The organism is Magnetococcales bacterium, assembly GCA_015231755.1.
Lineage (GTDB): Bacteria > Pseudomonadota > Magnetococcia > Magnetococcales > Magnetaquicoccaceae > Magnetaquiglobus.
Genome location: JADGAZ010000024.1, coordinates 35,974 through 61,579 on the forward strand (window position 1 = coordinate 35,974; position 25,606 = coordinate 61,579).

The 25,606-nt window shown below is 60.8% G+C and carries 21 protein-coding genes; 16 read left to right on the top strand and 5 right to left on the bottom strand.

The window, feature by feature from the left end; all coding sequences use genetic code 11:
• Positions 1 to 183: 183 nt before the first annotated feature.
• From HQL98_14210 to HQL98_14220, 3 genes are read right to left on the bottom strand one after another with little or no spacing between them, the layout of a single operon-like run.
• Positions 184 to 2,724 (bottom strand): PAS domain S-box protein, encoded by a 2,541-nt coding sequence (locus HQL98_14210; GenBank protein MBF0273200.1) that lies wholly within the window; start codon positions 2,722 to 2,724, stop codon positions 184 to 186.
• 6 nt (positions 2,725 to 2,730) lie between these two features.
• A complete protein-coding gene (locus HQL98_14215) occupies positions 2,731 to 6,177 on the bottom strand; it encodes a response regulator (protein ID MBF0273201.1) in 3,447 nt (1,148 codons plus the stop codon).
• A gap of 46 nt (positions 6,178 to 6,223) precedes the next feature.
• The gene (locus HQL98_14220; GenBank protein MBF0273202.1) at positions 6,224 to 7,300 is read right to left on the bottom strand and encodes a spermidine/putrescine ABC transporter substrate-binding protein; all 1,077 of its coding nucleotides are present in this window, start codon (positions 7,298 to 7,300) and stop codon (positions 6,224 to 6,226) included.
• Positions 7,301 to 7,481: 181 nt separating this feature from the next.
• Here HQL98_14220 and HQL98_14225 point away from each other — a divergent pair, with 181 nt between their 5' ends.
• From HQL98_14225 to HQL98_14250, 6 genes are all read left to right on the top strand, one after another.
• Complete coding sequence (locus HQL98_14225; protein ID MBF0273203.1) at positions 7,482 to 8,468, top strand: DUF4351 domain-containing protein; 987 nt, start codon at positions 7,482 to 7,484, stop codon at positions 8,466 to 8,468.
• A gap of 34 nt (positions 8,469 to 8,502) precedes the next feature.
• Positions 8,503 to 11,103 (top strand): leucine--tRNA ligase, encoded by a 2,601-nt coding sequence (locus HQL98_14230; protein MBF0273204.1) that lies wholly within the window; start codon positions 8,503 to 8,505, stop codon positions 11,101 to 11,103.
• 36 nt (positions 11,104 to 11,139) lie between these two features.
• Positions 11,140 to 11,712 carry a hypothetical protein gene (locus tag HQL98_14235; GenBank protein ID MBF0273205.1) on the top strand — a complete coding sequence of 191 codons (573 nt, stop codon included), beginning with the start codon at positions 11,140 to 11,142 and terminating at the stop codon, positions 11,710 to 11,712.
• 442 nt (positions 11,713 to 12,154) lie between these two features.
• Complete coding sequence (locus HQL98_14240; GenBank protein MBF0273206.1) at positions 12,155 to 12,430, top strand: hypothetical protein; 276 nt, start codon at positions 12,155 to 12,157, stop codon at positions 12,428 to 12,430.
• Positions 12,431 to 12,584: 154 nt separating this feature from the next.
• Positions 12,585 to 12,956, top strand: coding sequence for a hypothetical protein (locus HQL98_14245; protein ID MBF0273207.1), 372 nt, complete (start codon positions 12,585 to 12,587; stop codon positions 12,954 to 12,956).
• Positions 12,957 to 13,097: 141 nt separating this feature from the next.
• Positions 13,098 to 13,325 carry a hypothetical protein gene (locus HQL98_14250; protein MBF0273208.1) on the top strand — a complete coding sequence of 76 codons (228 nt, stop codon included), beginning with the start codon at positions 13,098 to 13,100 and terminating at the stop codon, positions 13,323 to 13,325.
• A 93-nt stretch (positions 13,326 to 13,418) separates the two neighbouring features.
• On the opposite strand, the gene HQL98_14255 is transcribed toward HQL98_14250, so the two are convergent.
• Positions 13,419 to 13,910 carry a glycine zipper 2TM domain-containing protein gene (locus HQL98_14255; GenBank protein ID MBF0273209.1) on the bottom strand — a complete coding sequence of 164 codons (492 nt, stop codon included), beginning with the start codon at positions 13,908 to 13,910 and terminating at the stop codon, positions 13,419 to 13,421.
• On the opposite strand from HQL98_14255, the gene HQL98_14260 reads away from it, so the two are divergent.
• From HQL98_14260 to secB, 9 genes are all read left to right on the top strand, one after another.
• The gene (locus HQL98_14260; GenBank protein ID MBF0273210.1) at positions 13,909 to 14,082 is read left to right on the top strand and encodes a hypothetical protein; all 174 of its coding nucleotides are present in this window, start codon (positions 13,909 to 13,911) and stop codon (positions 14,080 to 14,082) included. The two genes, HQL98_14255 and HQL98_14260, sit on opposite strands and share 2 nt — an antisense overlap.
• Positions 14,083 to 14,245: 163 nt before the next feature.
• Entirely contained in the window at positions 14,246 to 16,897 is a 2,652-nt protein-coding gene (locus HQL98_14265) for an EAL domain-containing protein (protein MBF0273211.1), read from the top strand.
• 155 nt (positions 16,898 to 17,052) lie between these two features.
• Complete coding sequence (locus tag HQL98_14270; protein ID MBF0273212.1) at positions 17,053 to 17,463, top strand: hypothetical protein; 411 nt, start codon at positions 17,053 to 17,055, stop codon at positions 17,461 to 17,463.
• Positions 17,463 to 18,383, top strand: a complete 921-nt coding sequence (gene galU / locus HQL98_14275; GenBank protein ID MBF0273213.1) for a UTP--glucose-1-phosphate uridylyltransferase GalU — start codon at positions 17,463 to 17,465, stop codon at positions 18,381 to 18,383. Before HQL98_14270 ends, galU begins: the two co-directional genes overlap by 1 nt.
• An 18-nt stretch (positions 18,384 to 18,401) precedes the next feature.
• Positions 18,402 to 19,721: a UDP-glucose/GDP-mannose dehydrogenase family protein gene (locus HQL98_14280; protein ID MBF0273214.1), complete on the top strand. Its 1,320-nt coding sequence runs from the start codon at positions 18,402 to 18,404 to the stop codon at positions 19,719 to 19,721.
• A gap of 2 nt (positions 19,722 to 19,723) precedes the next feature.
• Positions 19,724 to 21,121: a phosphomannomutase/phosphoglucomutase gene (locus HQL98_14285; protein MBF0273215.1), complete on the top strand. Its 1,398-nt coding sequence runs from the start codon at positions 19,724 to 19,726 to the stop codon at positions 21,119 to 21,121.
• A gap of 17 nt (positions 21,122 to 21,138) precedes the next feature.
• Complete coding sequence (locus HQL98_14290; GenBank protein MBF0273216.1) at positions 21,139 to 22,071, top strand: dihydroorotate dehydrogenase; 933 nt, start codon at positions 21,139 to 21,141, stop codon at positions 22,069 to 22,071.
• 260 nt (positions 22,072 to 22,331) lie between these two features.
• Positions 22,332 to 23,258, top strand: a complete 927-nt coding sequence (ispH, locus tag HQL98_14295) for a 4-hydroxy-3-methylbut-2-enyl diphosphate reductase (GenBank protein ID MBF0273217.1) — start codon at positions 22,332 to 22,334, stop codon at positions 23,256 to 23,258.
• A 99-nt stretch (positions 23,259 to 23,357) separates the two neighbouring features.
• Positions 23,358 to 23,828 carry a protein-export chaperone SecB gene (gene secB, locus HQL98_14300; protein ID MBF0273218.1) on the top strand — a complete coding sequence of 157 codons (471 nt, stop codon included), beginning with the start codon at positions 23,358 to 23,360 and terminating at the stop codon, positions 23,826 to 23,828.
• Between the two features lie 17 nt (positions 23,829 to 23,845).
• Here the strand turns inward: secB and queF are convergent, their stop codons facing one another.
• A complete protein-coding gene (queF, locus tag HQL98_14305) occupies positions 23,846 to 24,190 on the bottom strand; it encodes an NADPH-dependent 7-cyano-7-deazaguanine reductase QueF (protein ID MBF0273219.1) in 345 nt (114 codons plus the stop codon).
• Positions 24,191 to 24,405: 215 nt separating this feature from the next.
• Between queF and HQL98_14310 the strand changes: the two genes are divergently transcribed.
• Positions 24,406 to 25,587 carry a PEGA domain-containing protein gene (locus tag HQL98_14310; protein MBF0273220.1) on the top strand — a complete coding sequence of 394 codons (1,182 nt, stop codon included), beginning with the start codon at positions 24,406 to 24,408 and terminating at the stop codon, positions 25,585 to 25,587.
• The last annotated feature ends 19 nt before the right edge of the window (positions 25,588 to 25,606 follow it).

Genomic DNA, 25,606 nt, shown 5'->3' on the forward strand with positions numbered 1-25,606 from the left:
CTGAAAGATGACACGCCAAAGAGCAGCAACAACGGAGCTGGTCGGCATGACAAACATTCCATGCCGACTATTGGACGCGGAGAATATCAAAAAGCACCCTCTCCTGTAAAAGGAGAAAACCGCTTGAACGCAACGGATCCGTGTGACCGTGACAACAACGCATCCAGGGGGAAAAAAACAGAATCAACGGGCCATGGTGAAATAAAAGGTGCTGCCCTTTCCCACTTCGGACTCCACCCAGACCTCTCCTCCGTGACGCTCGGCGATCCGTTTGCAGATGGCCAAGCCGATACCGGTACCCGGATGGGTACTTCGGGTATGCAGCCTTTGGAAGATCACGAAAATACGCTCCTGATGACGCTCCTCGATGCCGATGCCGTTGTCCCGCACCGAAAAACGCCAGAAGGATTCCAACGCCTCCACCCCGATATGCACCCGAGGCGCCTCTTCGCCGTGAAACTTGAGGGCATTGGCAATCAGGTTTTGGAACATGCGCACCAACAGGAACGAATCCCCCAACAATTCGGGCAAGGGCTCCCGGGTGATCACCGCGCCGGACTGGGTGATGGACGTAGCCAGATTGCGCAACACCTGATCCACCACCCGTTCCACCGAGATCAGCGTCAGGGGGGCGCCGTGGGTGTTGACCCGGGAAAAACTCAACAAGGCTTCGATCAACTCCTGCATGTGGCGGGTGCCATCGACCATGTAATCGATGAACTGATCGGCTTTTTCGTCCAACTGGCCCCGATAGCGCCGGGAAAGCAGTTGCGCGAAGCCGCTCACCTGCCGCAACGGCTCTTGTAGATCGTGGGAAGCCACATGGGCGAACTGCTGCAAATCCCGGTTGGAACGCTCCAGTTCCAAGGTGCGCTCCGCCACCCGTTTTTCCAGAAAGACGTTGAGCTGCCGTAATTCCTCTTCCATGCGCTTGCGCTCGGTGATCTCCGTGGCAATGGCGCACACCGCCGTGGTCAGGCCCCGAGGATCGATCAGAGGGAATTTCACCACGATGTAGGTGCGCACCCCATCGGGATGGATCCAGTTCTCCTCCACTTCGCAAGGCCCCTCCCCCAGAGCCTGGGCGTCGCTGACACGGGCGCGCTCCGCCATTTCCACCGGAAAGAGATCCTCGTCCATCCGCCCCAGACACGCCGCCTCCCGCACCCCGAACAACTCTTCAAAACGCCGGTTGATCAGCAGATACCGACCCCGGGGATCCTTGAGGGTGATCACGGTGCGGGAGTGGTCCAAAATCCCCTGCAAACGGCTCTGACTGGCGGTGAGGGACTCCATGGCCCAGCGCAACGCCTGTTCGGCGTGATGGCGTTCGGTCACGTCCCGGAAGATCCCCTGGATCACCCGCCGTCCCCCCAGACGGATCACCCCGGCATTGATCTCCACCGGAATCCGTTCCCCGATACGGTTCACCACCTGGACATTGGCGACAAAACCGCCGCCGCTTTCCACCTGACTGCGGAAAGTCTCCTGATAGCGCGCCCGATCCTCGGGGGGATGCAGCCGGCTTTGGTGCATGCCGACGATCTCGGCCATCGGCATTTTCAACAGAGTTTCCGCCTGTCGGTTGGCATCGAGGATCAGACCGGTGTCCGCGTCGGCCACGATGATGGCATCCCGGGCCGACTCCATCAGCAGACGGAACTTCTCTTCGGAACGGGTAAGCCGTTCCGCGGCGCGCCGGGCCTCGGTCACATCCCGGGCCAGCAGCAGATGTCCCACCGGACGCCGCTCCCGATCCAGAATCAAGGAGACACGCACCTCCAGAATCCGTCCCCCATGGGCCAAGGGATCATGGGACTCGAACTGTTCGTGACCCACCCGGCCCACCCGGGTCAAACCGGCCTCCAGTTGTTCCCGGCTCACCCCCAGACGGTCATGGAGATCCCACACCCGACGGCCCACCACCTCATCCACCCGCAAGTGGAACAACCGTTCCGCCGCCGGATTGAAAATCCGTACCACCAGCGCCTCATCCGTGGCCACGATCGCCAGATCCGACGCCGTGAACACCAAATTTTCCAGCATGGTGGCCTGTTCCTGGAACGCATTCTGGCTGTGTCGCCGCGCCTGCTCCGCAATCCGCAAACGACCGCTCATGCGCCACGCCAGCCAACCCCCGATGCCGAACAGGCCCGCAATCAGTCCCAAACCCACCCAGGTCACCCAGCGCAACTGCTGATCGGCCTGCTGGCGCAGTTCGATGGCCTTGTTATTGGCAAAAAACAAAATCGTGTCGCTGGTTTCAACCATCCGCTGAAATCGTCTGTCAGTTTCCAAACGCATGACTTGGAGAGCCGTCTCCACCCCCCGATCCCGCCGGGCCACCAGGATGTCGCGATTCAACGCGATCCAGCCCGTCAAGGCCTCCCCGAAAGCCCGCACCTGGGCCGGATCCCCCAGATAACGCTCCTGAACCTGATGCCAATCCTCCCGCGCCTTCTGCTCCTGCCCTTCCAGACGCGTGGAGAGCCGCTCCCAATCCATCTCCTGCTCCTGCAACGACTCCATCACCCCCAGACGCATGGCCGCCGCCTGCTCCCGAACCCGCAAGACAGCATTGGAAACGGCGAAAGGATGATGATGGATCTGCTCCGTCAATCCCGACAACCGCTGCATGCGATCCAACACCAACCCGCCGACACCGATCACCCCGACAACAAACACCACCAATCCCATCGCGGCACGCCTGGCGTTGATTTCCATATCCGTTCAGACTCTCCCCTCCGATTCCGTCACGCCGAGCCGTTCGGCCAGTTTCTCCAGCGCCTTGAGGGCACCTTCAAAGTCATACCGGTCCATGCACTCCCCGACGGCAGGCAACCACTCCCGACACTCCCCGTTCCCGGCACTCAACACCGTTTCCAACCCCTTCAGACAACGCTCCGCATCCAGATCGTTGTGACTCAACCGTTCCCGCAACGCCTCGATCCACTCCGGAATCGTCCCCTCCGGCCCCTCGGCCCCCGCTGACAAGGGATCGACAGATTCCGTCTCCGGCTCCAGCACCTCGGGCAAGGCAGCCACAGACCGGCACAACCGTGCGCAAGCCGCCTCGAAATAACCCAACGCCTCTTCCGAGGGGATCTCCCCGGCATGGATGGTCTCTTCCATCTCCCCCGCCAGCCCCCGGATCAAACGCGCTCCCAGATTGCCGGCCATACCCTTGACGCCATGCAGCAACGCCCCGGCCTCCACCAACGCGGCAGGCCCGGATCCGGCCAGCAGGGTGCGCAACTGCGTGGTGACATCCCCATGGTCCCGGCAAAACGATTCCAGCAGCCGACGCAATACCAGACGCTTGCCCCCCAGACGTTCCAAAGCCTCCTCCAGATCCACCCCCTCCACCCCATCGGGGGGAAAGGGATCGACTCCGACCGGTGCCGCCATACCCGAAGTCGCCACCTCCCCGGCAAAAACCGGTCCGGTCCGGGGGGAGAGCCACCGGGCCAACACCACACCCAACGCCCGACGCTCGATAGGCTTGGCGAGATAATCGTTCATCCCCGCATCCAGGCAACGCTCCCGGTCTCCGGGCATGGCCTGGGCGGTCATGGCCACAATCGGCAACGTGGCGCAATCAGGCATCGAACGGATGCGACGGGTGGCGGTCAAACCATCCATCACCGGCATCTGCAGATCCATCAACACCCCGTCGAACGCCTCCCGCGCCACCCGCTCCACCGCTTCCACCCCGTTGCCGGCGATCTCCACCTTCAGGCCAAAATCCGCCAGGATCTCCCGGGCCACCATCTGGTTGAGCAGGTTGTCCTCCACCAAAAGCAAACGGACTCCGGCAAAAAAAGGATCGCACACCCGCTCCCCACCGGAGGACTCCAGCACCGGTCCGTCCTGGGAGTTGCAGGCCTCTTCCTCCCCGACACGCCCACTCCCCAACAGCTCGACTTGCAAAGACTTCGGCAGAATCGGCCTGTCCAGCCACGCATCCACCTCCACCGGTTTCCGCTCCTCCTCCGGATCCAGCGGCACAGGCGCCACAATCCGCACCCCGGAAAACACCCCCCGCAACGCCCCGCACACCCGAATCCGCTCCCCCTGCTCCACATCCAGAATCACCCGGGCGCACGGCTGACTGCCAAACGACTCCAGCGCCGCTTCCGACGTGGCGAACACCCGCACCGCCATGCCCAGTTCCGTGGTCATCCGGGCCAGGAACCGTCGAGCGGTCATGCGTTCGGAGAGAATCAACACCTCCACATCCGTCAACGCCGCCCCCCTGTGACCCCATTCCCCCACCGCCGGATCACGGGCCAACGACAATTCGCAAATGAACTCGCTGCCCACCCCCGGGGCGCTCACCACCCGAATGCCTCCCCCCATCCGTTCCACCAGCCGCTTGCTGATGGCCAACCCCAGACCGGTCCCGCCGTATTGACGGGTGATGGAACCATCCGCCTGGGAAAAGGGCCGAAACAGACGGGCACACTGCTCCTGGGTCATGCCGATGCCGGTATCCCGCACGGAAAAACGCATCTGAACCGCCGTGCGCTCCTCCCGGACCACCGACACCCCCAGAATCACCTCGCCGCCCCGATGGGTAAACTTGACCGCATTGCCCAACAGGTTGATCAGAATCTGGGCCAGCCGCAGCGGATCCCCCCGCAATCCCGCCGGAAAGGCGAACGGGCGATCCAGCCACCATTCCAGCCGCTTTTCCATCATGGAGACGTTAATCAGATCGATCACCCGCTGCAGCACATCGTCCACCGACAAGGGAATGGCGTCCAGGGTCAAACCACCCGCCTCGATCCGGGAGTAGTCGAGAATATCGTTGATGATCCCCAACAACTGCCGGGAGGCCCCTTCCATCCGGACCAGATAGTCCCGCTGTTTGGCATCCAGCGCGGTCTGACGCACCAGATCCCCCAATCCGATGATGGCGTTCAAGGGGGTACGGATCTCATGGCTCATGCGGGCCAGAAACTCCCCTTTCACCCGATCCCGCTCCAACTGTTCGCTTTGCTGCCGGATCCGCTCTCGGGAAAGACGCAGATCCTCCACCATGACATTGAAACTCTCCGCCAGAAAAACAAATTCCCGCACCCATCCCAGATCGATGGAGGTATCCAGCGATCCGGCCCCCACATCCCGGACCGCCCCCGACAGCTTGACCAGTGGATCGAAGACAATCCGTTTCAAAGCGGCTTGCACCAGCAGCAACACCAGCAGGGCGCTCACCAGCATCACCGCCGCCACGGCCCACCCCATGGGACGGGCCGTGGCGGCAAACTCCTCGGCCCGGGTCACCGCGAACAGACGCAATCCCTGGGGCAAACGAATGCCCATCACCAAAGCCTCCCCCCCGGACCACTCCACCCGCAGCGGTTCCACCCCCGGCTCCTCCTCCTGCGATCCCGCCGCCAGCCGGGTCCAAAGCGCCGGAGCGAGCAGACCAAAAGGCAAATCCGCCCAACCGGGGGCGAACACCACCTCTCCCGTCTCGTTGGTGACCAACAGGAATCCCCCCGCGCCAATCCGGGTCGAATGGATCCGGTCGTGCAGAAAATCGGGCCGCGTGGTGATGGCCACTCCTCCCCGCCAGGTTTCCGGCTCGGTGGGATCCTGGCTCGCGCCGCGCCCAAACACCTTCCGGGCCACCAGAAAGGCCCATTCCCCGTTATCCGGATTGCGGAACAACTCCATGAACACAGACTGCCGATTGACCGCCGCAAACCGGTTGAACCAGGGGGTATTGCCTTCATGTTCCGCCCGGTTGGGCAGACCGACCACCGCGTGGCGGGCCTCTTCGGTACCATCGGGCAACAACACGCGCATTTCGTAATAATCGGGATAAACCTTGGCGTAACTGGCGAACAGATTGAGCAAAGGCAGTTGCAAAATGCCGTAGCGGCTTTCTTCATCTTCGGTGGCGAGATAGTCTTTCAACAACGGATTGCCGGCGAACAACGCCACATTGGCCCCGACCGTGGCCAAACGGGCCGACACCTCCCCACGGGTATCGCGCAACAGTTGTCGCACCGTATTGAAGGCGTGCTGGGTGGCGGTACGGGTCACCTGTTCTGCGGCGATCCACCCCACGGTCAGCAACGGTACGCTCACCAGGGGCAGCAACACCAGAATCAGATAACTGCGCAGGGCCAACCCGTTCGGAAACAAACGTCTCCACAGGAGGACCATTCTTTACCTTTTTTCCCTTTGTTCTTTGACCTAAAAGGTCAAACCTTCAATTGAGCAAAGCCCGCAGGATCTCCTTGTAGCGCCGGTCGATCCGGGGAGGAGGCTTGGCGACGAACTCGGAACGGGTCAACACCGTCTCTGGAGGATAAATCACCGGATTGTTCCGGTGTTCGGGGCGCAACAACGGTTCGGCCTCCTGGTTGACGGTGGCAAAATGCAGATGCTGCGCCAACTGGGCCGCGTGGGCCGGTTCGTGGAGAAACTGAATCAAGGCGTAGGCGTCAGACTTGCGGGTCGAACCCGCCGCCACCACCAAACAATCCACCCACAAGACACTGCCTTCCTCCGGCACGATGAATCCGATGCGATCATCCAGATCCTTCAGAGTCAAAGCGTCGCCGTTGAACACCGAAGCCAGCCACGCCTCGCCGGTCACCAACGCCGACTTGCTGTCAAACGATGGATAACCATAGGCACGCACGAAAGGTTTTTGCGCCATCAGCATGCGCCTAGCCTCCTCGATGGCCGACTCCTCGTAATGATTCCAGGAGTGTCCCATGGCCTTCATGGCCATGCCCATCAAATCCACGGACTCTTTTTCCAAGATGATGCGCTTACGAAAGCGTTCCTCGGGCTGCATCAACCCTTTCCAGGTGGTGGGGGGATCCGGAACCAGATCCTGCCGATAGGCGATGCCGAACGTGCCCCACAACACCGGCGCGGCAAACCCTCGCACACCGGGATACGAGTCGAGCCAACGGGACGGGACATGTTGCAGATGCCCGACCTCTGCGGGTCCAAGGGGCGCGAGCCAGTTTTTCTTCACATAACCTTGCACCCGCTCGCCACTGACCACGAACAGATCGAATCCCTTGCCCTGGGTACGGGCGAGGAGTTCGTCACGGGTCTCGTCGGTTTCAAACTCCACGGTGCGCAGATGGATGCCGGTCTGCTCCTCAAAACGCCGCGCCAGGGATGGATCCATGTAATTGGGCCAGTTGAGCAACACCAGTTCCCGTTTCTCCCCGGCGGACGACAGGCCCATCGATCCGGCCACCACCAGACACAGCAGCCCCACCATCCCGATCCATCGAACCCGCGCTCCCATGCCAGAACGTTTCATTTCCCCCTCCCCATCGGACAGCGAACCGAACGACCGATCCCTCACGGTCCCGTGGCGCAACACCGATAAAGCCGTTTGCCGCCTTGCCTGCATTCGTGATACCCTAACAAAAGGGTTGCAAACCCGTCAATCGGTATCCACGACAGCGTGCATTTCTTGAGAAAATACGGCGAAAAAACGAATGAAGGCCCATCCACCGACCACCAACCGGTCGCAATACGATACCACCTTCAAGGATCTGTTCGAGCAGCCGCCCCAGCACCTGTTGCACCTTTTGATCGGTCGCCGGGCCGTGGGCCAACTGCCGGTGGAGTTCGCCTCCACGCAAAAACGCATTCCGGACTGCCTGTTTCTGCTGGAAGACCAGGCGCTGTTCCACCTGGAATTGCAGGGCAACCCGGAACCGATGGAATGGCGCATGTTGATCTACCGCGCCTTGATCCGGCAAAGATATCCGGAGAGTCCATTGTTCCAGAAGGTGCTTTATGTCGGCGAGAAAAAATGGCGCACCCGGGGTGTCATCGATGAACCGGATTTGTCGTTTCGTTTTGAGGTGGTGGATATTCGCGACATCGACTGTCGTGAACTGCTGGCCAGTCCGACGTTGGAGGAGAATATACTGGCGGTCTTGTGTCGCATGGATCAACCCCGCCGCACAATCCGCAAAATTTTGTTGCGCATCAGCGAACGGCCACCCAAGGCCCGCTCCGACGCCCTGACACGATTGTTGCTGCTCTCCCGACTGCGCAAACTGGAACACACCATTCAAACGGAGGCTACCGAGATGGCACTGACATTCAATGTGATGGAAAATGAAGTCCTGGGTCCCATGCTCCTGAAAGAACAACGACGACAAAACCAGAAAGCGCGTCAGGAAGGACGCCAAGAAGGACGCCAAGAAGGGCTCCAAAAAGGGCTCCAAGAAGGACGCCAAGAAGGGCTCCAAAAAGGGCTCCAAGAAGGACGCCACACAGGACTCAAAGAAGGGCTCCAAGAAGGACGCCGAGAAGCGGCGGTATCGATTCTGTTGCGCCAGATGAGGCGACGTTATGGTCTGGTGCCGGAGTGGGCGGCGCAACAGGTCGAACAGGCGGATCTGGAGCGTCTGCACGACTGGAGCGAACGCATTCTGGATGCCGAATCCCTGGAAGTATTGCTGACCAAATGACGGGTTGAAACCCGCGCCCTTGTCTTCGGATGGAATGGAAACGATGAAAAAATACAATCCCCAAGCAGTGGAAGCCAAATGGCAACGGATCTGGGAGGAAGAGCAGAGCTTCCGGGCTGACGAAAACGGAAGCGGTGAAAAATTCTACCTTCTGGTGATGTTTCCCTACCCTTCGGGGCGGATCCATATGGGGCATGTGCGCAACTACGCCATCGGCGACGCCATCGCCCGTCAGAAGCGGCTGCTGGGACACGCCGTGCTGCAACCCATGGGGTGGGACGCCTTCGGCATGCCGGCGGAAAATGCCGCCATCTCTCAAAAGAAACATCCCCAATCCTGGACCTACGACAACATCGCCGCCATGCGGCGGGAACTCAAGTCCATGGGACTAGCCTACGACTGGACGCGGGAGTTTGCCACCTGCGATCCGGATTACGCCCACTGGGAGCAGATGCTGTTTCTCAAGCTGTACGAAAAGGGACTCATCTACCGCAAGCAGTCCCTGGTCAACTGGGATCCGGTGGATCATACCGTGCTGGCCAACGAGCAGGTCATCGACGGCAAGGGATGGCGCAGCGGCGCAACGGTGCAACGCAAAGAGCTGTCCCAATGGTTTCTCAAGATCACCCACTACGCGGATGAACTGCTGGCTGGAATCGACACCCTCACGGGCTGGCCGGATACGGTGCGCACCATGCAGACCCACTGGATCGGCAAAAGCCACGGGGTGGAGTTCGCGTTCGCCATCGAGGGGGAAAGCGCCACCCTGCCGGTCTACACCACCCGCCCCGACACCATCATGGGGGTGACGTTTTGTTCCATCGCCCCGGAGCATCCCCTGGCCACCCAGGTGGCGGCCCGGGATCCGGCGGCCGAGGCCTTCATCCGGGAATGCCAACAGAGCGGCACCAGCGAAGAGACCCTGGAACGGCTGGAAAAAAAAGGATATCCCACCGGTCTGCTGGCCATCCATCCTCTGACCGGAGAGCAGATTCCCATCTTCATCGCCAACTTCGTGCTGATGAGCTACGGAACCGGCGCGGTGATGGCGGTACCGGCCCACGATCAACGGGATTTCGAGTTTGCCCGCTCCCATGGATTGCCCATCCGGGTGGTGATTCAGCCCGCCGGGACGACCCTTGATCCGGCCACCATGAACGAAGCCTACACCGGCCCCGGCATCCTGACCGCCTCCGGCCCCTTCAACGGTCTGGACAACGAAACCGCCAAAAAACAGGTGGCGGAACGTTTCGCCTCTCTGGGGATCGGTCAAGCCAAAATCCAGTACCGGTTGCGGGACTGGGGCATCTCCCGGCAACGTTACTGGGGCAATCCGATTCCCTTCATCCACTGTCCCCACTGCGGCGTGGTGCCGGTGCCGGTCCCGGATCTGCCGGTACGGCTGCCGGAGGATGTGCTGGAGTTGTTCGGTCAGCCGGGCAACCCTCTGGACCGCCATCCCACCTGGAAAACCGTCTCCTGCCCGGTGTGCCGGGAGCCGGCCCGACGGGAAACCGACACCATGGACACCTTCATGGAGTCGTCGTGGTATTTTCTGCGTTACTGCTCTCCGGATCTGAAAACCGCTCCCCTGGACCGGGAGCGGGTGGATCACTGGATGCCGGTGGATCAATATGTCGGCGGAGTGGAACACGCGGTCCTGCATCTTTTGTACGCGCGCTTCTTTCACAAGGCGCTGCGGGATGTGGATCAGGTGGGCTGCGACGAACCGTTCACCCGTCTGCTGACCCAGGGCATGGTGCGCAAGGATACCCACCGCTGCCCGCAACACGGCTGGCGCTATCCTTATGAAAGCACGGAACGAGACGGCAAACTGCTCTGCGCCGACTGCGGATCGCCCATCCAGGTGGGCCGCAACGAAAAGATGTCCAAAAGCAAACACAACGTGGTGGATCCCAACGAGATCATCCAGGGATACGGGGCGGATACCGCCCGCGTCTTCATGCTGTTCGCGGCCCCGCCGGAACAGGATCTGGAGTGGAGCGACACCGGAGTGGACGGGGCGTGGCGTTTTCTCAACCGGTTGTGGCGTCTGGTCCATCAGATCGTCGAACGGACTCCCGGCGCGGCGGCGGCTTGCTCCATGCCGGAGGCTCCCGCCTTGCGGACGCTGCGGGGCAAGACCCACGAAACCATCGACAAGCTGACCCGGGACATGACCCGCCATCAGTTCAACACCGCCATTTCGGCAGTCATGGAGCTGATCAACGCGGCCAGCGCCCATTTGAATCAGGCGCAAACCGAGGTGTTGAGCGGCGAGGAGGCGGCCACCCTGCGGGAGCTGGCGGAAACCGTGGTGGTGGTGATGAATCCCTTTGCCCCCCACATCACGGCGGAGTTGTGGCAAGAGGCGCTCGGCATGCCGGACCGGCTGCACGCGGCCCGCTGGCCCCAGGCCGATCCCGCGGCTTTGGTACGGGCGGAGCTGACGGTGGTGGTGCAGGTCAACGGCAAGCTCCGAGCGCGGATCACCGTGCCCGCCGACGCCCCGGCGGCCATGCAGGAGCAGATGGCCCTGAACGACGCCAACATTCAGCAGCATCTGGCGGACAAGAGCGTGGTCAAGATGGTGACCATTCCTGGCAAACTGGTCAACATCGTGGTCCGTTCGTAACATGACCCCCTTCCTCTTGACAATCCGGGAGCGCCCATGACCACCCATCGACTGATGACCCGTGCCGGCCTGAGCGGGGTGTTGCTGCTTTTGCTGGTCTCCGGCTGCGGCTATCGTTTTCCCGCCGACCGGATGTCCGACAACCAGGAACATGGCCGCTGGGGAAAGACGGTACTGACCGTCGAAGGGGTGCAAAAAGGGGTGCGAGCAGACGCGGTGCTGACCCGCCTGCTCGACGAAATCCTGGTGACCCGGATGGGTCCCTTCGCCACCGGACGTTCGGTGACGGATCCCCGACGTTTGCGGGTGCGTCTGAATGCGATCACCCGGGATCTGATCCTGGAGGACAGTTCCGGTCGCGCCAACCAGTATCGGGTGACCATCACCGCCCGTCCCGAACTGGAAGTGGATGGCAAGCCCCAGAAGCCGGGTTATCCTTTGGTCAAGGGAATGGCCACCTATTACGAACCCAGTTCCGGCACCGCCAGCCGCGCCGCCCGCATGCGCGCCGAAACCGAAGCCATGAACCAGCTCGCCGACTCCCTGGTGGCGGTGCTGGCAGAGGATTTCCAACCCCGCCAGGAGCCGAAGACCAAACCGAACGAATGACACCCATCCCGATCCGGGGCCGCATCACACGCCCCGGATCGGATCCTTCCCTGAAAAAAACGGGGTGTCGTAAAAATGGACAATCATTCACCCTGTTGCTTTCCCGGCAATGTGCCCACGCCATAATTCGCGGCATGACGACAAAGAACGCCACACACACCGCCCTTAACTCCGACTTAACAAAAAACACTCCAACATCGTTTCACACGGTTGACTTTGCCAGCCTGTAACATTATCTTCCCTTTCGTGTTCAGGCACAGAGTTCCACTTTTAAAAAAATCGGATGCTGTCAGAACTTTCTGACGTTCATGCCGGTTTGATCGTTTGACTCTGATTGCAAGCCATCAAAAGAAATCATGCCTGTATCACACGAGCGGATCATCCATCCCTCAGTACAACACAACCCTATCACCCATAAAAACCGTCAAGGAGATCCCAATTCATGAAAATGCTGCGCGCTGCAATGGTTCTTGGTGCCATGACCATGGCTTTGACTTTCGCCAGTGGATCGGCAATGGCCGGTGCCGATGATGTGGCATGGGTGTCGAAGTGCATTAAAGACAACAATCGTGAAGGCCAATCCGAAGCGACCGTGGCCATCTATTGTTCCTGCATGAACAATCAGATGTCGGAAGGCGAAACCCTCTCCATCACCGCGTGGGAGAAGTCGCATCCGAAAGAAATGGCCCAGTGCGAGAAGGAAGCGGGCTGGAAGTAAGCCAGTCGCATCCACCGATCCTGGTGGATGCGCGCCTGATGCATCAAAAAAAGGGGGAACCGGACATGCGGCTCCCCTTTTTTTTTGATTCGACTCCCATGCAATTTTTGTTTATTATTCACGCTCCATTGACCCACGGTCCGGAGAGACAACCATGAATAAAATCTTCCCTCTGCTGCTTGGCGCGCTCGTTCTGACCGCAGGCTGCACCCAATACGACACCCCTCCACTGCGCCACGATCAAGCGCGCTACGAAAACGAAGGTCGCGTGCGGGGTGACCAACCACGGCGGGATCGTGACACGCCTCCCCCCGAAGTGCGGGAAAACCGCGCCAATGATCGCGCCCAGTACAAACAGTGCGTCCGGGAAAACAAACGGGAGGGACAACCCCGCAGAACCGTGGAACTTTATTGCGAATGTGTGAGCGATAAAATGCCCGACAACGAAAGACGCTCCCTCAGCGCGTGGGAAAGCGCTCACCCCCATGTGGTGAGAGAGTGCGAAAAACGGGCGGGCTGGCGCTAAATTCCGGATGGTTGGCAGGGGGCGCAGGGCCGGATCAGACGCGCCCCCCGCCCTGCCGGATCCGGTCCCGCATCAATCCGCCACAGCCCCTCCCCGCTTCATGGTGTTTTAAAGCATTCCAGACGATTGCCAAGAGGTTCCATGTTCCTGCTCCGACTGCTTCTGCTGCTGGCCACAGCCTACCTGTTCTATCGACTGGTCCGGAGCCTGCTGCCCCGTCCCCGGTCGCAGGAGTTGCCCCGGGGAGGATCCGCCACCCCGTTGGTGCGTTGCGCCCAATGCGCCACCCTGATTCCCCCCGACTCCGCCATCACCCGGGGAGAACGTCTGTTCTGCTCGGAGACCTGCCGCATCGCCTCCTCCCGGTAGCCGTTCGCTTTGCATCCGGTTTCATCCCCACAAAAAAACCGTGCCTTCCTTGGGAAGACACGGTTTTTTTGTGGCCGATCACACAAACGGCGGTTACATCTCCCAGCGTCCATCCGAGCGACGGCAGGCGGTTTTCATCACGGTTTCGCGTCTGCCGTTGATCACCGAGGCGATCTCGGCCTGACGGCACTCCCGACCCTCGGACTGATAGACCGGTTGGGGGGTGACGGCGTATTCGGCGCGGGTATCGGGGTTGACCCAGGTGGTGGTCTGGCGGGACGGCACGGTCTCGAAGGCGTTGTTGAGTCTGGCCCGGTCGTTCTTGTCCATTTCGTTGCCGACGGTGTAGCCGATCACGCCACCGATGGCGGCACCGATCAGGGCGTTTTGTTCCTTGTTTTTGGAAGGACCAAGCAGACTGCCCGCCAATCCACCCCCCAGGGCGCCGATGCCGGCCCCCTGCTGCGCCCGGTTCTCCATGCATCCGGAGACCAGAGGCGTGATCACAAGCGCGGCCAGAAGGGAAACAGACCACGAACGAACGCAACGACGAAAGCCGTGCTTGACAGAACAAGAGCTGGTCATGGAAGATTCTCCAAACGATGAAATCGAGTCGGCACCTGAAGGGAAAGATCGTTTGATCTTGGGAATTATCGGAAATCATCCCGCAAACTCTTGCCAAAGTCAAACGAAATTTGTAAAAAACAGCAACGGTCGGTCAAGAGAAGCTCTTGAAATCCGAGACGAAATTGCATGACCCAATCAAAATAACTTGTCATGGACGATGACGGAATGTACATTCATCAAATTGTCACACATGAACATTATTTTGGTTGTGAACGGTTTCTCCCATTCACGCTCTGGCATGGCCCGCAAGCCGCACCACGGGGCGCACCTGTCTCAAGGTTGACCAAAAACCCATGAGCAACCGGCATCCCCTTCTTTTTACGTCGGATTCCGTCGCGGCCAACCACCACGACGCGCCCTGCGCCGAAGAACATGGCACCTGTCCGACCGCCGGCCCCTGGACCATTTTGATCGTGGACGACGACCAGGATGTCCACACCCTCACCCGCATGGTGTTGCGGGATCTGGTGTTCGCCGGCATGGGGGTGACCTTTCTGAGCGCCTATTCGGCGGCGGAAGCCATCCCGATACTCGCCGCCAACCCCGACATCGCCGTGATGCTCCTCGACGTGGTCATGGAGACCGATCAGGCCGGACTCGATCTGGTGCGTCAGGTACGCGATACCATGCACAACCGCTTCGTGCGCATCATTCTGCGCACCGGACAGGCGGGACAGGCGCCGGAACCCCGGGTCATCACCGAATACGACATCAACGACTACCGGGACAAAAGCGACCTCACCAGCCAAAAACTCATCACCGCCGTCACGGTGGCGCTGAGGGCTTGGCGGGATCTGAAAACCATCGAGCATCTGGTCACCAGCCTGCGCCGGGAACGGGAAAGTCTGGCCCGGGCGCAACGCATCGCCCATCTGGGCAACTGGGAGTGGGACATTCTCCAGGACCGGATGATCTGTTCGGAAGAGGCGCGACGCATCGCCGGACACTCGGAAGAGACCGACATCAACGGGGCGCTGGCGACCTTTCTGGCCATCACCCATCCCGAAGACCGGGACAAGGTGGAACAGGCCATCCGGAAAGCCTTGTCGGATCATCTGCCCTTCGAGTTCGATCACCGGGTGACCCGTCCCGATGGTCAGGTGCGCTGGATCCACGAAATGGGCGAAGTGGTGAAGGATCCCAATGGCAAGACCCTGCGGGTGGTGGGCACCATGCACGATCTCACCGAGCAACGGGAGGCGGAAACCCGTCTGAAGATCGCCGCCACGGTCTTTGAGGGCGCCATGGAAGAAGCGGAAGCCCGCATGCTGCTCACCACCAAGGTGTTTGAAAACGCCGTGGAAGGGGTGATGGTCACGGATCGCAAAGGGGTAATCCACTCCATCAATCCGGCCTTCTCGGTGATCACCGGCTACGAATCCGAAGAGGCGTTGGGGAAGACTCCGGGCATTCTGCGCTCCGGCATTCACGACGAGACCTTCTACTCCGCCATCTGGAACGACATTCTCGGGGAAGTCGGCGCCTGGCGGGGGGAAATCTGGAACCGGCGCAAAAACGGTGAAGCCCATCCGGTATGGGAGACCATCACCACGATCCGGGACCGCAACAACGCCATCATCCATTTTGTCGCGGTGTTTCAGGATCTGACCGCCATCAAGCGCAGCGAAGAGGCTTTGCTGTTCCGCACCTATCACGACAGTCTCACCGGACTGCCCAACCGGGCGCTGTTTCAAGACCGTCTGCGTCAGGCCATCGGACAGGCGGGACGCACCGACGACAAGGTGCTGGTGTTGATCTTCGACCTGGATCTGTTCAAGAACGTCAACAACAGCTTGGGCCACACCGTGGGAGACCGGATCCTCAAGGGGGTGGCCGACCGGTTGCGCCACTTCGTGCGGGAAGGGGATACGGTGAGCCGTCTGGGGGGGGACACCTTCGGTTTCATCCTGCGGGAGATCCGTTCCTCCCAGGATGTGGGGGTGGTGGTGCGCAAGCTGGCGGACGCCTTGTCCAAGCCGTTCTACGTGGACGACCAGGAACTGTTCGTCAGCGCCAGCATGGGGGTGACCCTGTATCCGGATGACGGAGAGGACGCGGATCTGCTGATCCGCAACGCCGACATGGCGGTCTCCCGGGCCAAACTGGCGGGTCGGGATACCTGTCACTACTACGCGCCGGCCATGGGCGCGGAGGCGGAACGCCGACTGCTGCTGGAACACGATCTGAGACAGGGACTGGAACGGGATGAATTTCTGCTGTTCTACCAGCCCAAGGTGGAACTGCGCACCGGTCGAATCACCGGCATGGAGGCGCTGGTGCGCTGGCGTCATCCCCGGGACGGGATGGTGTCGCCGGTGGAGTTCATCCCCGTGGCGGAAGAGAGTGGTCTGATTCTGCCCCTGGGGGCGCGGATCCTCAAAATGGCCTGCCTGCAAACCCGCAAATGGCACGACGCGGGCTTTGCCGAACTGAAGGTGGCGGTAAATCTCTCCATCCGGCAGTTCCGCCAGGCCGATCTGCTCAAGGAGGTGCAAACCGCCCTGGAAGAGAGCGGATTGCACCCGAACGCCCTGGAACTGGAAGTGACCGAAACCCTGATGATGGAAAATCTCGACGACATCGTCGCCATTCTGACCCGTCTGAAGGCCATGGGACCGAGCGTGGCGGTGGACGACTTCGGGGTGGGTCACTCCTCCTTGACCTATCTGAAAAAACTCCCCATCGATGTGTTGAAGATCGACCAATCGTTCGTGCGGGATCTGACCCTGGACTCCGACGATGCCGCCATTGTCACGGCAATTCTGGCACTGGGCCGCAGTCTGCGTCTGAAAGTGGTGGCGGAAGGGGTGGAAACCCCGGACCAGTTGGCTTTTCTGCGTCGGGAGGGGTGTGACCAGTTTCAGGGGTATCTGTTCAGCCGTCCGCTGGAAACCGAAGCCTTCACCCGACTGTTGCAGGAGGCTCCCCGACTCGACGATCCGTGAATCCGCACCGACAGGAATTCACCTGCCGCATACGCATGATTGCCGTCGCGCGCGGGCGGAAAACCTGCTAAAATCCGGATCACATGCTTGAAACGAAACCCGACACAAGGGCCAACAGAGGCACCTCAACAACAGCAAAGAAAGGGACAAAAAACATGCGCAATCGTTCTCGATTCACCCTCTGGTCGGTCGGTGCCCTGCTGGGGATTGGTCTGACGCTGGCCGCGGACCAGGGATGGGCAGCCAACCCCGCTCCCGCTCCTGCTGGACGCGTGACCTTCTCGGAGGATGTGTTCCCCATTCTGCAAAACCGTTGCCTGGAATGTCACAAGACCGGCGCCCCGGGTGTGGCCTTCTCCGGCCTGAACCTGGAAAACTATGAAGGTTTGATGCGGGGTACCCGTTTCGGACCGGTGGTGGTGCCGGGCAATGCCATGGTCAGCAATCTGAACGTGTTGGTGGAAGGTCGGGCCGGCATCCGCATGCCCCACAACCGTAAACGGCTCACCGCCTGCGAAATCGAAATTCTGCGCAATTGGGTCAACCAGGGAGCCAAAAACGACTAATGAAACTGCGCACGGTCGTCATTCCCGTGGCGGGCCTGGGAACCCGTTTTCTGCCCGCCACCAAGACCCTTCCCAAAGAAATGCTTCCGGTGGTGGACAAACCCCTCATCCAGTATGCGGTGGAAGAGGCCTGGGCAGCCGGAATGGAACGGATCGTCTTTGTCACCGGACGGGGCAAGAAAATCCTCGAAGATCATTTTGATCACTCTCCGGAACTGGAGGAGACCCTCATCTCCCGGGGCAAGGACGATCTGCTGGCCGAAGCCCGTTCCACCATTCCGGAGGCGGCAGGCACCTTGCTGTATACCCGTCAGAACCGGCCCCTGGGATTGGGTCACGCGGTGTGGTGCGGTCGCAACGTGGTGGGAGATGAACCCTTCGCGGTGATCCTGCCGGACGACCTGATCGATACCGGCAACCACGAACCGGTTCTGGCCCAGATGGCCCGGGAATTCGAGCGGCGTCAGGCCTCCATCGTGGCGGTGATGCCCGTGGACGCGGAACAGACCAGCAAATACGGCATCGTGGCACCTTTGAACCGGGATGTGGATACCACCGCCGAAGCCAGTCGCTGCATTCAAGTGGAAGGACTGGTGGAAAAACCCCTGGCGGAAGCCGCCCCGTCCAATCTGGCGGTGATCGGTCGCTACATCCTGATGCCGGAAATCTTCCACTACCTGGAACGCCGTCATCAGGGGGTGGGAGGCGAGGTGCAGTTGACCGACGCCATCGCCGCGCTGCTGGAAAAACAGGCGGTATACGCCTATCGTTTCCAGGGCACCCGCTTCGACTGCGGAGACAAGGTGGGCTTCCAGATGGCCAATGTCGCCCTCTCCTTGCAACGCCCCCAGATCCGGGAACGTCTGTTGCCCTTTCTTGGCGAACTGCTTGCCCAAGAGCGTTCATCCCCTCGGCCATAAAAAAGGATTCACACACACATGCGCATCACCATGATCGGTGCCGGATATGTGGGCTTGGTTTCCGGAGCCTGCTTTTCCGAGTTCGGGGTGCAGGTCATCTGCGTCGATTCCGACGAAGAGAAGATCAACCGTCTGCGCCAGGGAATCATCCCGATTTACGAACCGGGACTGGATCGACTGGTGCTGCGCAACGCCCAGGCGGGTCGGTTGGAGTTCACCACCGATCTGGCCTCCGCGGTCGAAAAGAGCGAAGCGGTCTTCATCGCCGTGGGCACCCCGGAACGGCGTGGCGATGGCGCGGCGGATCTGCAATATGTCTTTGCGGCGGCCCGTCAGATCGCACGTCACCTCAAAGGATTCACCGTGGTGGTGACCAAATCCACGGTGCCGGTGGGCACCGGAGCCCGTATCGCCGAAACCATCCGGGCGGAAAACCCCGAGGCCGATTTCGCCATGGCCTCCAATCCGGAGTTTCTGCGGGAAGGGTCCGCCATCGAGGATTTCATGCGACCGGACCGGGTGGTGATCGGTGTGGAGGATTCACGGGCCATCGAGGTGCTCAAAAGCCTCTACCGTCCCCTCTACCTGATCGAAACCCCGATCCTGATCACCAACATTCCCACCGCCGAACTGACCAAATACGCCTCCAACGCCTTTCTGGCCACCAAGATCATGTTCATCAACCAGATCGCCAATCTGTGCGAATCCGTGGGCGCGGATGTGCATCACGTGGCGCGGGGCATGGGGCTGGACCGGCGCATCGGTGGCAAGTTCCTGCATCCGGGTCCGGGATACGGGGGATCGTGTTTTCCCAAGGATACCCAGGCCCTGGTCCACACCTCCGAAGAACACCAGGAGCCGATCACCATCGTCGAGGCGGTGGTGGCGGCCAACGCCCGTCAAAAAAGACGCATGGTGGAAAAAATTCTCCGGGCCGCGGGAGGCGACCTGACAGGCTTGACGGTCGGCGTGCTGGGTCTGACCTTCAAACCCAATACCGACGACATGCGGGACGCCCCATCCCTGGTGATCCTGCCGGAGCTGGTACGGCTGGGAGCCACGGTGATCGCCTTTGATCCGGAAATCCGTGGTCAGGCCAAGGACCACTTCCCCGCGGGAGTCACCTTCGCCACCGACGCCTATACCGCCTGTCGCGAGGTCGATTTGGTGTTGATTCTCACCGAGTGGAACCAGTTCCGCAATCTGGATCTGGCGTCCATCCGTTCCGGCATGCGGGCGCGACCGGATGGACGGTATCTGTTTTGCGATTTTCGCAACATCTACGATCCCGAGCCGATGCGCCGGGCGGGATTTCATTACGTCTGTGTGGGGCGTTGAGCATGAGCACGATCAATCCGTTCATTTTTCGGGAATACGACATTCGGGGCGTCATGGGCCGGGATCTGTCGGTGGCGCTGTTCCGGGATCTCGGTCGCACGTTCGCGGCCCATCTGCGGGCAGAAAGCCATCGGGAAGGGCTGTCCGTGGCGGTGGGACGGGATGGACGTCTGTCGTCTCCCGCCTTGGCGCAGGGATTGATTGAGGGATTGGTGGAAGGCGGCATGCGGGCCATCGACATCGGGTTGGCGCCCACGCCGGCGCTGTATTTCGCCACCTATCACCTGAAAACCGACGCGGGCATCATGATCACCGGCAGTCACAATCCGTCGGATCATAACGGCATCAAGATGATGCGGGCCGGAAAGGCGGTGTTCGGGGCGGAAATCCAGGCGTTGAAACGGCGTCTGGAGGCCGGGGATCATCCGGTTCTGCCGGGAGGAAGCCAGGAAAAACATGATGTTCTGGCCACCTATGTGGAGCGGATCACCGGGGATTTCCAGCCGGGTCGTCCCTTGAAGGTGATTCTGGACTGTGGCAACGGTGCCACCGGCGTGGTGGCCGAAGAAATTTTGCGACGTCTTCCCGGGGTGCATGGGGAAGTGCTGTTCGCGGAAATCGACGGCACCTTTCCTAATCATCATCCGGATCCCACGGAGCCGAAAAATCTGGTGGCCATGGCGGAGCGCATGCGGGCCACGGGGGCGGAACTGGGCATCGCCTTCGACGGTGACGGGGATCGGATCGGGGCCATGGATGCCAAGGGTCGCATTCTGTGGGGGGACATGCTGATGATCCTGTTCGCCCGGGACATTCTGGCGAAGGATCCGGGAGCGGCGGTGATCGGGGATGTGAAATGTTCCCAACGGCTGTTCGACGCGGTGGCCAAGGCCGGGGGCGAGCCGATCATGTGGAAGACCGGTCACTCCCTGATCAAGAACAAAATGCGGGAAACCGGCGCGCCGCTGGCGGGTGAGATGAGCGGCCATCTGTTTTTCGCGGATCGCTATCATGGATTCGACGACGCCTTGTATGCGGCCATGCGGCTTTTGGAGTTGGCCGTGGCCCGGAACGGGGCGTTGATGGACGAACTGGCGGACCTGCCGGAGACCTTCGCCTCGCCGGAGTTGCGCATTCCCTGCCCCGACGAACAGAAATTCGCCATCATGGAGCGGATTCTGGTCCGGTTGCGGGATGCGGGGGCGGATCTGAACGACATCGACGGCGCCCGGGTACGGGTGGCGGACGGCTGGTGGTTGCTGCGTGTTTCCAACACGCAACCGATTCTGGTGGCCCGGGCCGAAGCGCAAAGTCAGGAGCGGCTGATGGCCATTCTGACAGATCTGGCGGGTCTGCTGGCCGCGGAAGGGGTCGCTTTCCCGGCATGGAAACCCGCGTGAATCGAGGCGGGGGGGTGATGTCCGGTCTGGAGGTGACGCTGGCGGGTCTGACCCTGGCCAATCCGGTGGTGTTGCTGTCCGGCTGCGCAGGGTTCGGAGAAGAACTGGCGGGGGTGGAGGGTTTCGATTTCTCCCAGGTGGGGGCCATCTGTCTGAAGGGGACCACCCTCAATCCCAAAGAAGGCAATCCTCCCCCGCGGGTGGCGGAAACTCCCGCGGGCATGCTCAACGCCATCGGTTTGCAAAATCCCGGCGCGCGGCATGTGGCGGAGGTGATCTGGCCCCGCATTCAGCATTGGCCCACCCGTTTCATCGCCAACATCGCCGGTTCCACGGTGGAGGAGTACGCCGAGGTGGCGCGGGTGTTCGACGCCACGGGAGTGGCGGCCATCGAGATCAACATCTCCTGTCCCAATGTGAAAGAGGGAGGGGTGGCCTTCGGTTCGGATCCGGTGATGGCGGCACGGGTGGTGGCAGGGGTACGGCGGGCCACGAACAAGCCGATCATCACCAAGTTGTCCCCCAATGTCACCGACATCCGGGTGGTGGCCCGGGCGGTGATCGAAGCCGGGACCGATATCATCTCGGCGGTCAACACCTTCATGGGCATGGCGGTGGATTGGCGTTCCGGGCGTCCGATTCTGGGCAACATTCAGGGGGGATTGTCGGGGGCGGCCATCAAGCCCGCGGCCTTGTTGCAGGTGTGGCGGGTGCATGAAGTGGCGGCGCCTTTGGGGATTCCGATCATCGGTCAGGGGGGAATCGGCACGGCCCGGGATGCGGTGGAATTTCTGATGGTGGGAGCCATGGCGGTGGGAGTGGGCACGGCGTTGTTCCAGTCGCCGCTGGTGGCCGGAGAGATTGTCGCCGGGTTGAAAGCCTATCTTCAGGAGCGGGGTTTGGATTCCCCCGCGCAACTGACCGGAACCCTCCAACCCCACCCAACCTGAAATCCATCCCACTATTGAAAAAAAAGAAGGGGTCTGGGGAATTCATTCCCCAGGACTTTGCCTTTCAAGCCTTTCAAGCCTTTCATTTTTTAATTCTTTCATCTTTTGCCTGTTGCGCGCTTTCACAAAAAGCTGGTTTCGCGCCTTTCGCGAAACCAGCACGGCGCGCATCAAGCCAGAATCAAAAGCAACACCCTGGGGGATGAATCCCCCAGAACCCCTCTTTTTTTTCAATGGGTTGCCAACCTCGGACACACGCCATGAACATTCTGCTCGCCGAACCACGGGGATTTTGCGCCGGAGTGGAACGGGCCATCGCCATCGTCGAACGGGCCTTGGAAACCTTTCATCCGCCGATTTATGTGCGTCACGAAATCGTCCACAACCGTTGGGTGGTGGAATCGCTGAAAAAAAAAGGCGCGGTCTTCGTTCACGAACTGGACGAGGTGCCGGATGGAGCGGTGGCGATCTTTTCGGCCCACGGGGTCTCCAAACAGGTCAAAGAAGAGGGCCGCCAACGTCCATTGCGCATTCTGGACGCCACCTGTCCGCTGGTGGACAAGGTTCACCGGGAGGCGGAACGACGGGACCAGGAGGGCCGACAGGTGATTCTGATCGGCCACAAGGGTCATCCGGAAGTGGAAGGGACCATGGGCCAACTGCCGCCAGGGCGCATGACCGTGGTCAGCTGCACGGAAGAACTCGACGCCCTGCCCTTCGGACCCGACACCCCGACCGCCTACGTCACCCAGACCACCCTGTCCATGGACGAAACCGCCTCGGTCATCCAGGGGCTGAAACAACGCTTTCCGGACATTCTGGGACCAACCCGGGAAGACATCTGCTACGCCACCCAGAACCGTCAGAACGCGGTCAAATCCCTGGCGCAACAGTGTGATTTGATCTTCGTGCTGGGAGCGCCCAACAGCAGCAACTCCAACCGTCTGCGGGAAGTGGCGGAACGGGCCGGAACCCGTGCCTATCTGATCGAATCGGCGCAAGACGTTCAGGAAGCGTGGCTGGAAGGGGTCCGGCAACTGGGGGTGACCGCCGGAGCCTCGGCGCCGGAAATCCTGGTGGACGAACTGCTGCAACGGTTGCAGCCCCACATCGACCGGGTGGAGACCCTGGCGGTCTCCAAGGAAACCCTGGTCTTTCCCTTGCCCAAAGAGTTGGCACGACCATGAAGACTTGACTTGTCACCCACGAAGGGATCATAAGAAGGTCGGCCCCGACAAGGCCGATTCATCGATCCATGACCCCTTTTTTGCAAGGCAGATCATCCCATGGCGGACGAAACCTCCCCGACCCCCGGTCAACCGGCCTTTCACGTCGAAAAGCTCTATCTCAAGGATCTCTCCTTCGAGAGCCCCAACACCCCGGAAATGTTCCGCGAAGCCGGAGAGCCCCAGATGGAATTCCAACTGGAAACCAATGCCCTCCAAAAAGGACCGGAACACTTCGAAGCGATCCTGCATGTGACCGTAAAGGTCCATTTGAAGGAAAACGTGCTGTTTTTGGTGGATGTGACCTATGGCGGGCTGTTTTTGTTGCGCAACATTCCCCGGGAACACATCGCCCCCACCCTGGGAATCGAATGCCCCAACATTCTGTTTCCCTATGTGCGCCATCTGGTCTCCGCGCTGGTGACCGAAGGGGGTTTCAAACCCGTGGTGCTGGATCCGATCAATTTTGTGGCGCTGTATCAACAACAGCTCCAGCAGCAGGCACGTCAACAGGCTACGGCAGAGGCGTGAGGGATTTCAGGATGGTGTCAGGAGGCCGCCCGACCGTGATGAACCGTCACCACGGTCGTGATGCCTCCGCGCACGTTGAAAGCACCCGTGACGGTCATGGAACGAGGAGCCACCGCAGCCACCAGATCATCCAGGATGCGATTGGTCACCGCCTCGTGAAACGCCCCCTGATCCCGATAGCTCCACAGGTAGATCTTGAGGGATTTCAGCTCCACGCACCTAGCGTCCGGGATGTAGGAGATGCGAATCTCCGCGAAATCCGGCTGCCCGGTTTTGGGGCAGACGCAGGTGAACTCCGGACAGGTCATGTCGATCCGGTAGTCACGATTCGGGTTGGGATTGGGAAAGGTATCGATGGTCATGGGGGTGTTTTTGTAAGGCAATCGGATCCACATGTCAATCATTTGTTGCAAGGATTTTGTCCATGATTGACGGTCTGACCACTCCACCCCCATGAAAAATGGAGCGGAAACGGTTTTGTGCCTGACATTTCGTCGCGATCCCATTATGTTACATGGAATGGCACACCCCTGGCATGACACCGGGCTATAAGGGATACAAATCCATGAGAGCCACCATGCGACATCTTATCAACGCCATCAGCGGCGCACTTCGTTATTTGGGCGCTCTGCCGTCGCGTCTGCTTTCGGCCAGCACCGGAGTGCTGATGACCGCCGGCATTGCCTGGCTGGTGGTCATGGCCCCGCCCATGCCCGCGCCTTCGTCTCCGCAACCGGAACCGGTCACCACCGGCTCCACGCCATCGGCTGCGCCCCTGGTCACCGCCTCGACTCCGGCGGAGCTTCCGACGCCCACCATCGCCGCCCCTCCGCCCCCCACCACCCTGCCCGACGCCCCCACCGGGGATACCCTGCTGCTGCGGGTGGAGACCAAACCCCAGGGGGCCACCATCGTTCTGGACGGCCAAAAACTGGGCATCACCCCCTTCACCGTGGGACGGGTCAAAACCGGTTATCACGCCCTGCGCCTGGAAATGGACAACTACAGCCCGGTCTCTTTTGACCTGGACCTCAACGAAGACACGGTGGTGGACCTGACCCTGGACACCATGCCCACGCCGCCACCTCCCCCCACAGCGCTGCGCAAACCCCGCGGCGGAGAAGAGACCGAGCCTGCCCCCGCCTCCGAATCCAAGGAAGTGGTGGCCTCGTTGACCCCGGCGGTCACCTCCGACGCCCGCGCCAACGACGCTCCCCCGGAATCCGGCGGCGCCAAACCGGCACCGGCTCCCACCGAACAGGAACGCAAACAAAAACAACGGGAAGAGGCCACCTGGCTGAAAGAGGCGGCTCAACACCTCAAGGCCGACCGTCTCACCCGTCCCAAAGGCAACAACGCCCTGGAACTCTATCGGAAACTGCTGGAGTCCGACACCCTGCGCCCGGAGGCCGAAGCGGGCATCCGTCGCGTCTCCGGACGTCTGCTGGCTCTGGGCCGGGAAGACCTGGAAGCGTGGCGACTGATCCAACCCAAAGAGGGCAACGCCCTGGAACGGTTCCGGGCGGTCCTCTCCCTGGATGGGGACAACATCGAAGCCAAAGCCGGTCTGGAAGAGATCGTGGATCGTTTCTTGAGTCTGGCGCAACGCTACGCCAACGATCCGGACAAGGCCCAGGAGTACCTGCGACAGGCGGAATCGATCCTGCCGGGGGGACCCCGCATCACCGAAATCCGCTCCTCCCTGTTCGGACAGGCGCAAAAGGTCGATTCCAATGGACCAGCCACCGCTCCCAACTGAAAGGGAGTCCGGCCACCGG

Excerpts from the sequence above, each read along its gene's own strand:
- HQL98_14210 (MBF0273200.1), bottom strand. The coding sequence starts at position 2,724 with ATGGAAATCAACGCCAGGCGTGCCGCGATGGGATTGGTGGTGTTTGTT.
- HQL98_14215 (MBF0273201.1), bottom strand. The coding sequence starts at position 6,177 with ATGGTCCTCCTGTGGAGACGTTTGTTTCCGAACGGGTTGGCCCTGCGC.
- HQL98_14220 (MBF0273202.1), bottom strand. The coding sequence starts at position 7,300 with ATGAAACGTTCTGGCATGGGAGCGCGGGTTCGATGGATCGGGATGGTG.
- HQL98_14225 (MBF0273203.1), top strand. The coding sequence starts at position 7,482 with ATGAAGGCCCATCCACCGACCACCAACCGGTCGCAATACGATACCACC.
- HQL98_14230 (MBF0273204.1), top strand. The coding sequence starts at position 8,503 with ATGGAAACGATGAAAAAATACAATCCCCAAGCAGTGGAAGCCAAATGG.
- HQL98_14235 (MBF0273205.1), top strand. The coding sequence starts at position 11,140 with ATGACCACCCATCGACTGATGACCCGTGCCGGCCTGAGCGGGGTGTTG.
- HQL98_14240 (MBF0273206.1), top strand. The coding sequence starts at position 12,155 with ATGAAAATGCTGCGCGCTGCAATGGTTCTTGGTGCCATGACCATGGCT.
- HQL98_14245 (MBF0273207.1), top strand. The coding sequence starts at position 12,585 with ATGAATAAAATCTTCCCTCTGCTGCTTGGCGCGCTCGTTCTGACCGCA.
- HQL98_14250 (MBF0273208.1), top strand. The coding sequence starts at position 13,098 with ATGTTCCTGCTCCGACTGCTTCTGCTGCTGGCCACAGCCTACCTGTTC.
- HQL98_14260 (MBF0273210.1), top strand. The coding sequence starts at position 13,909 with ATGGAAGATTCTCCAAACGATGAAATCGAGTCGGCACCTGAAGGGAAA.
- HQL98_14255 (MBF0273209.1), bottom strand. The coding sequence starts at position 13,910 with ATGACCAGCTCTTGTTCTGTCAAGCACGGCTTTCGTCGTTGCGTTCGT.
- HQL98_14265 (MBF0273211.1), top strand. The coding sequence starts at position 14,246 with ATGAGCAACCGGCATCCCCTTCTTTTTACGTCGGATTCCGTCGCGGCC.
- HQL98_14270 (MBF0273212.1), top strand. The coding sequence starts at position 17,053 with ATGCGCAATCGTTCTCGATTCACCCTCTGGTCGGTCGGTGCCCTGCTG.
- galU (MBF0273213.1), top strand. The coding sequence starts at position 17,463 with ATGAAACTGCGCACGGTCGTCATTCCCGTGGCGGGCCTGGGAACCCGT.
- HQL98_14280 (MBF0273214.1), top strand. The coding sequence starts at position 18,402 with ATGCGCATCACCATGATCGGTGCCGGATATGTGGGCTTGGTTTCCGGA.
- HQL98_14285 (MBF0273215.1), top strand. The coding sequence starts at position 19,724 with ATGAGCACGATCAATCCGTTCATTTTTCGGGAATACGACATTCGGGGC.
- HQL98_14290 (MBF0273216.1), top strand. The coding sequence starts at position 21,139 with ATGTCCGGTCTGGAGGTGACGCTGGCGGGTCTGACCCTGGCCAATCCG.
- ispH (MBF0273217.1), top strand. The coding sequence starts at position 22,332 with ATGAACATTCTGCTCGCCGAACCACGGGGATTTTGCGCCGGAGTGGAA.
- secB (MBF0273218.1), top strand. The coding sequence starts at position 23,358 with ATGGCGGACGAAACCTCCCCGACCCCCGGTCAACCGGCCTTTCACGTC.
- queF (MBF0273219.1), bottom strand. The coding sequence starts at position 24,190 with ATGACCATCGATACCTTTCCCAATCCCAACCCGAATCGTGACTACCGG.
- HQL98_14310 (MBF0273220.1), top strand. The coding sequence starts at position 24,406 with ATGCGACATCTTATCAACGCCATCAGCGGCGCACTTCGTTATTTGGGC.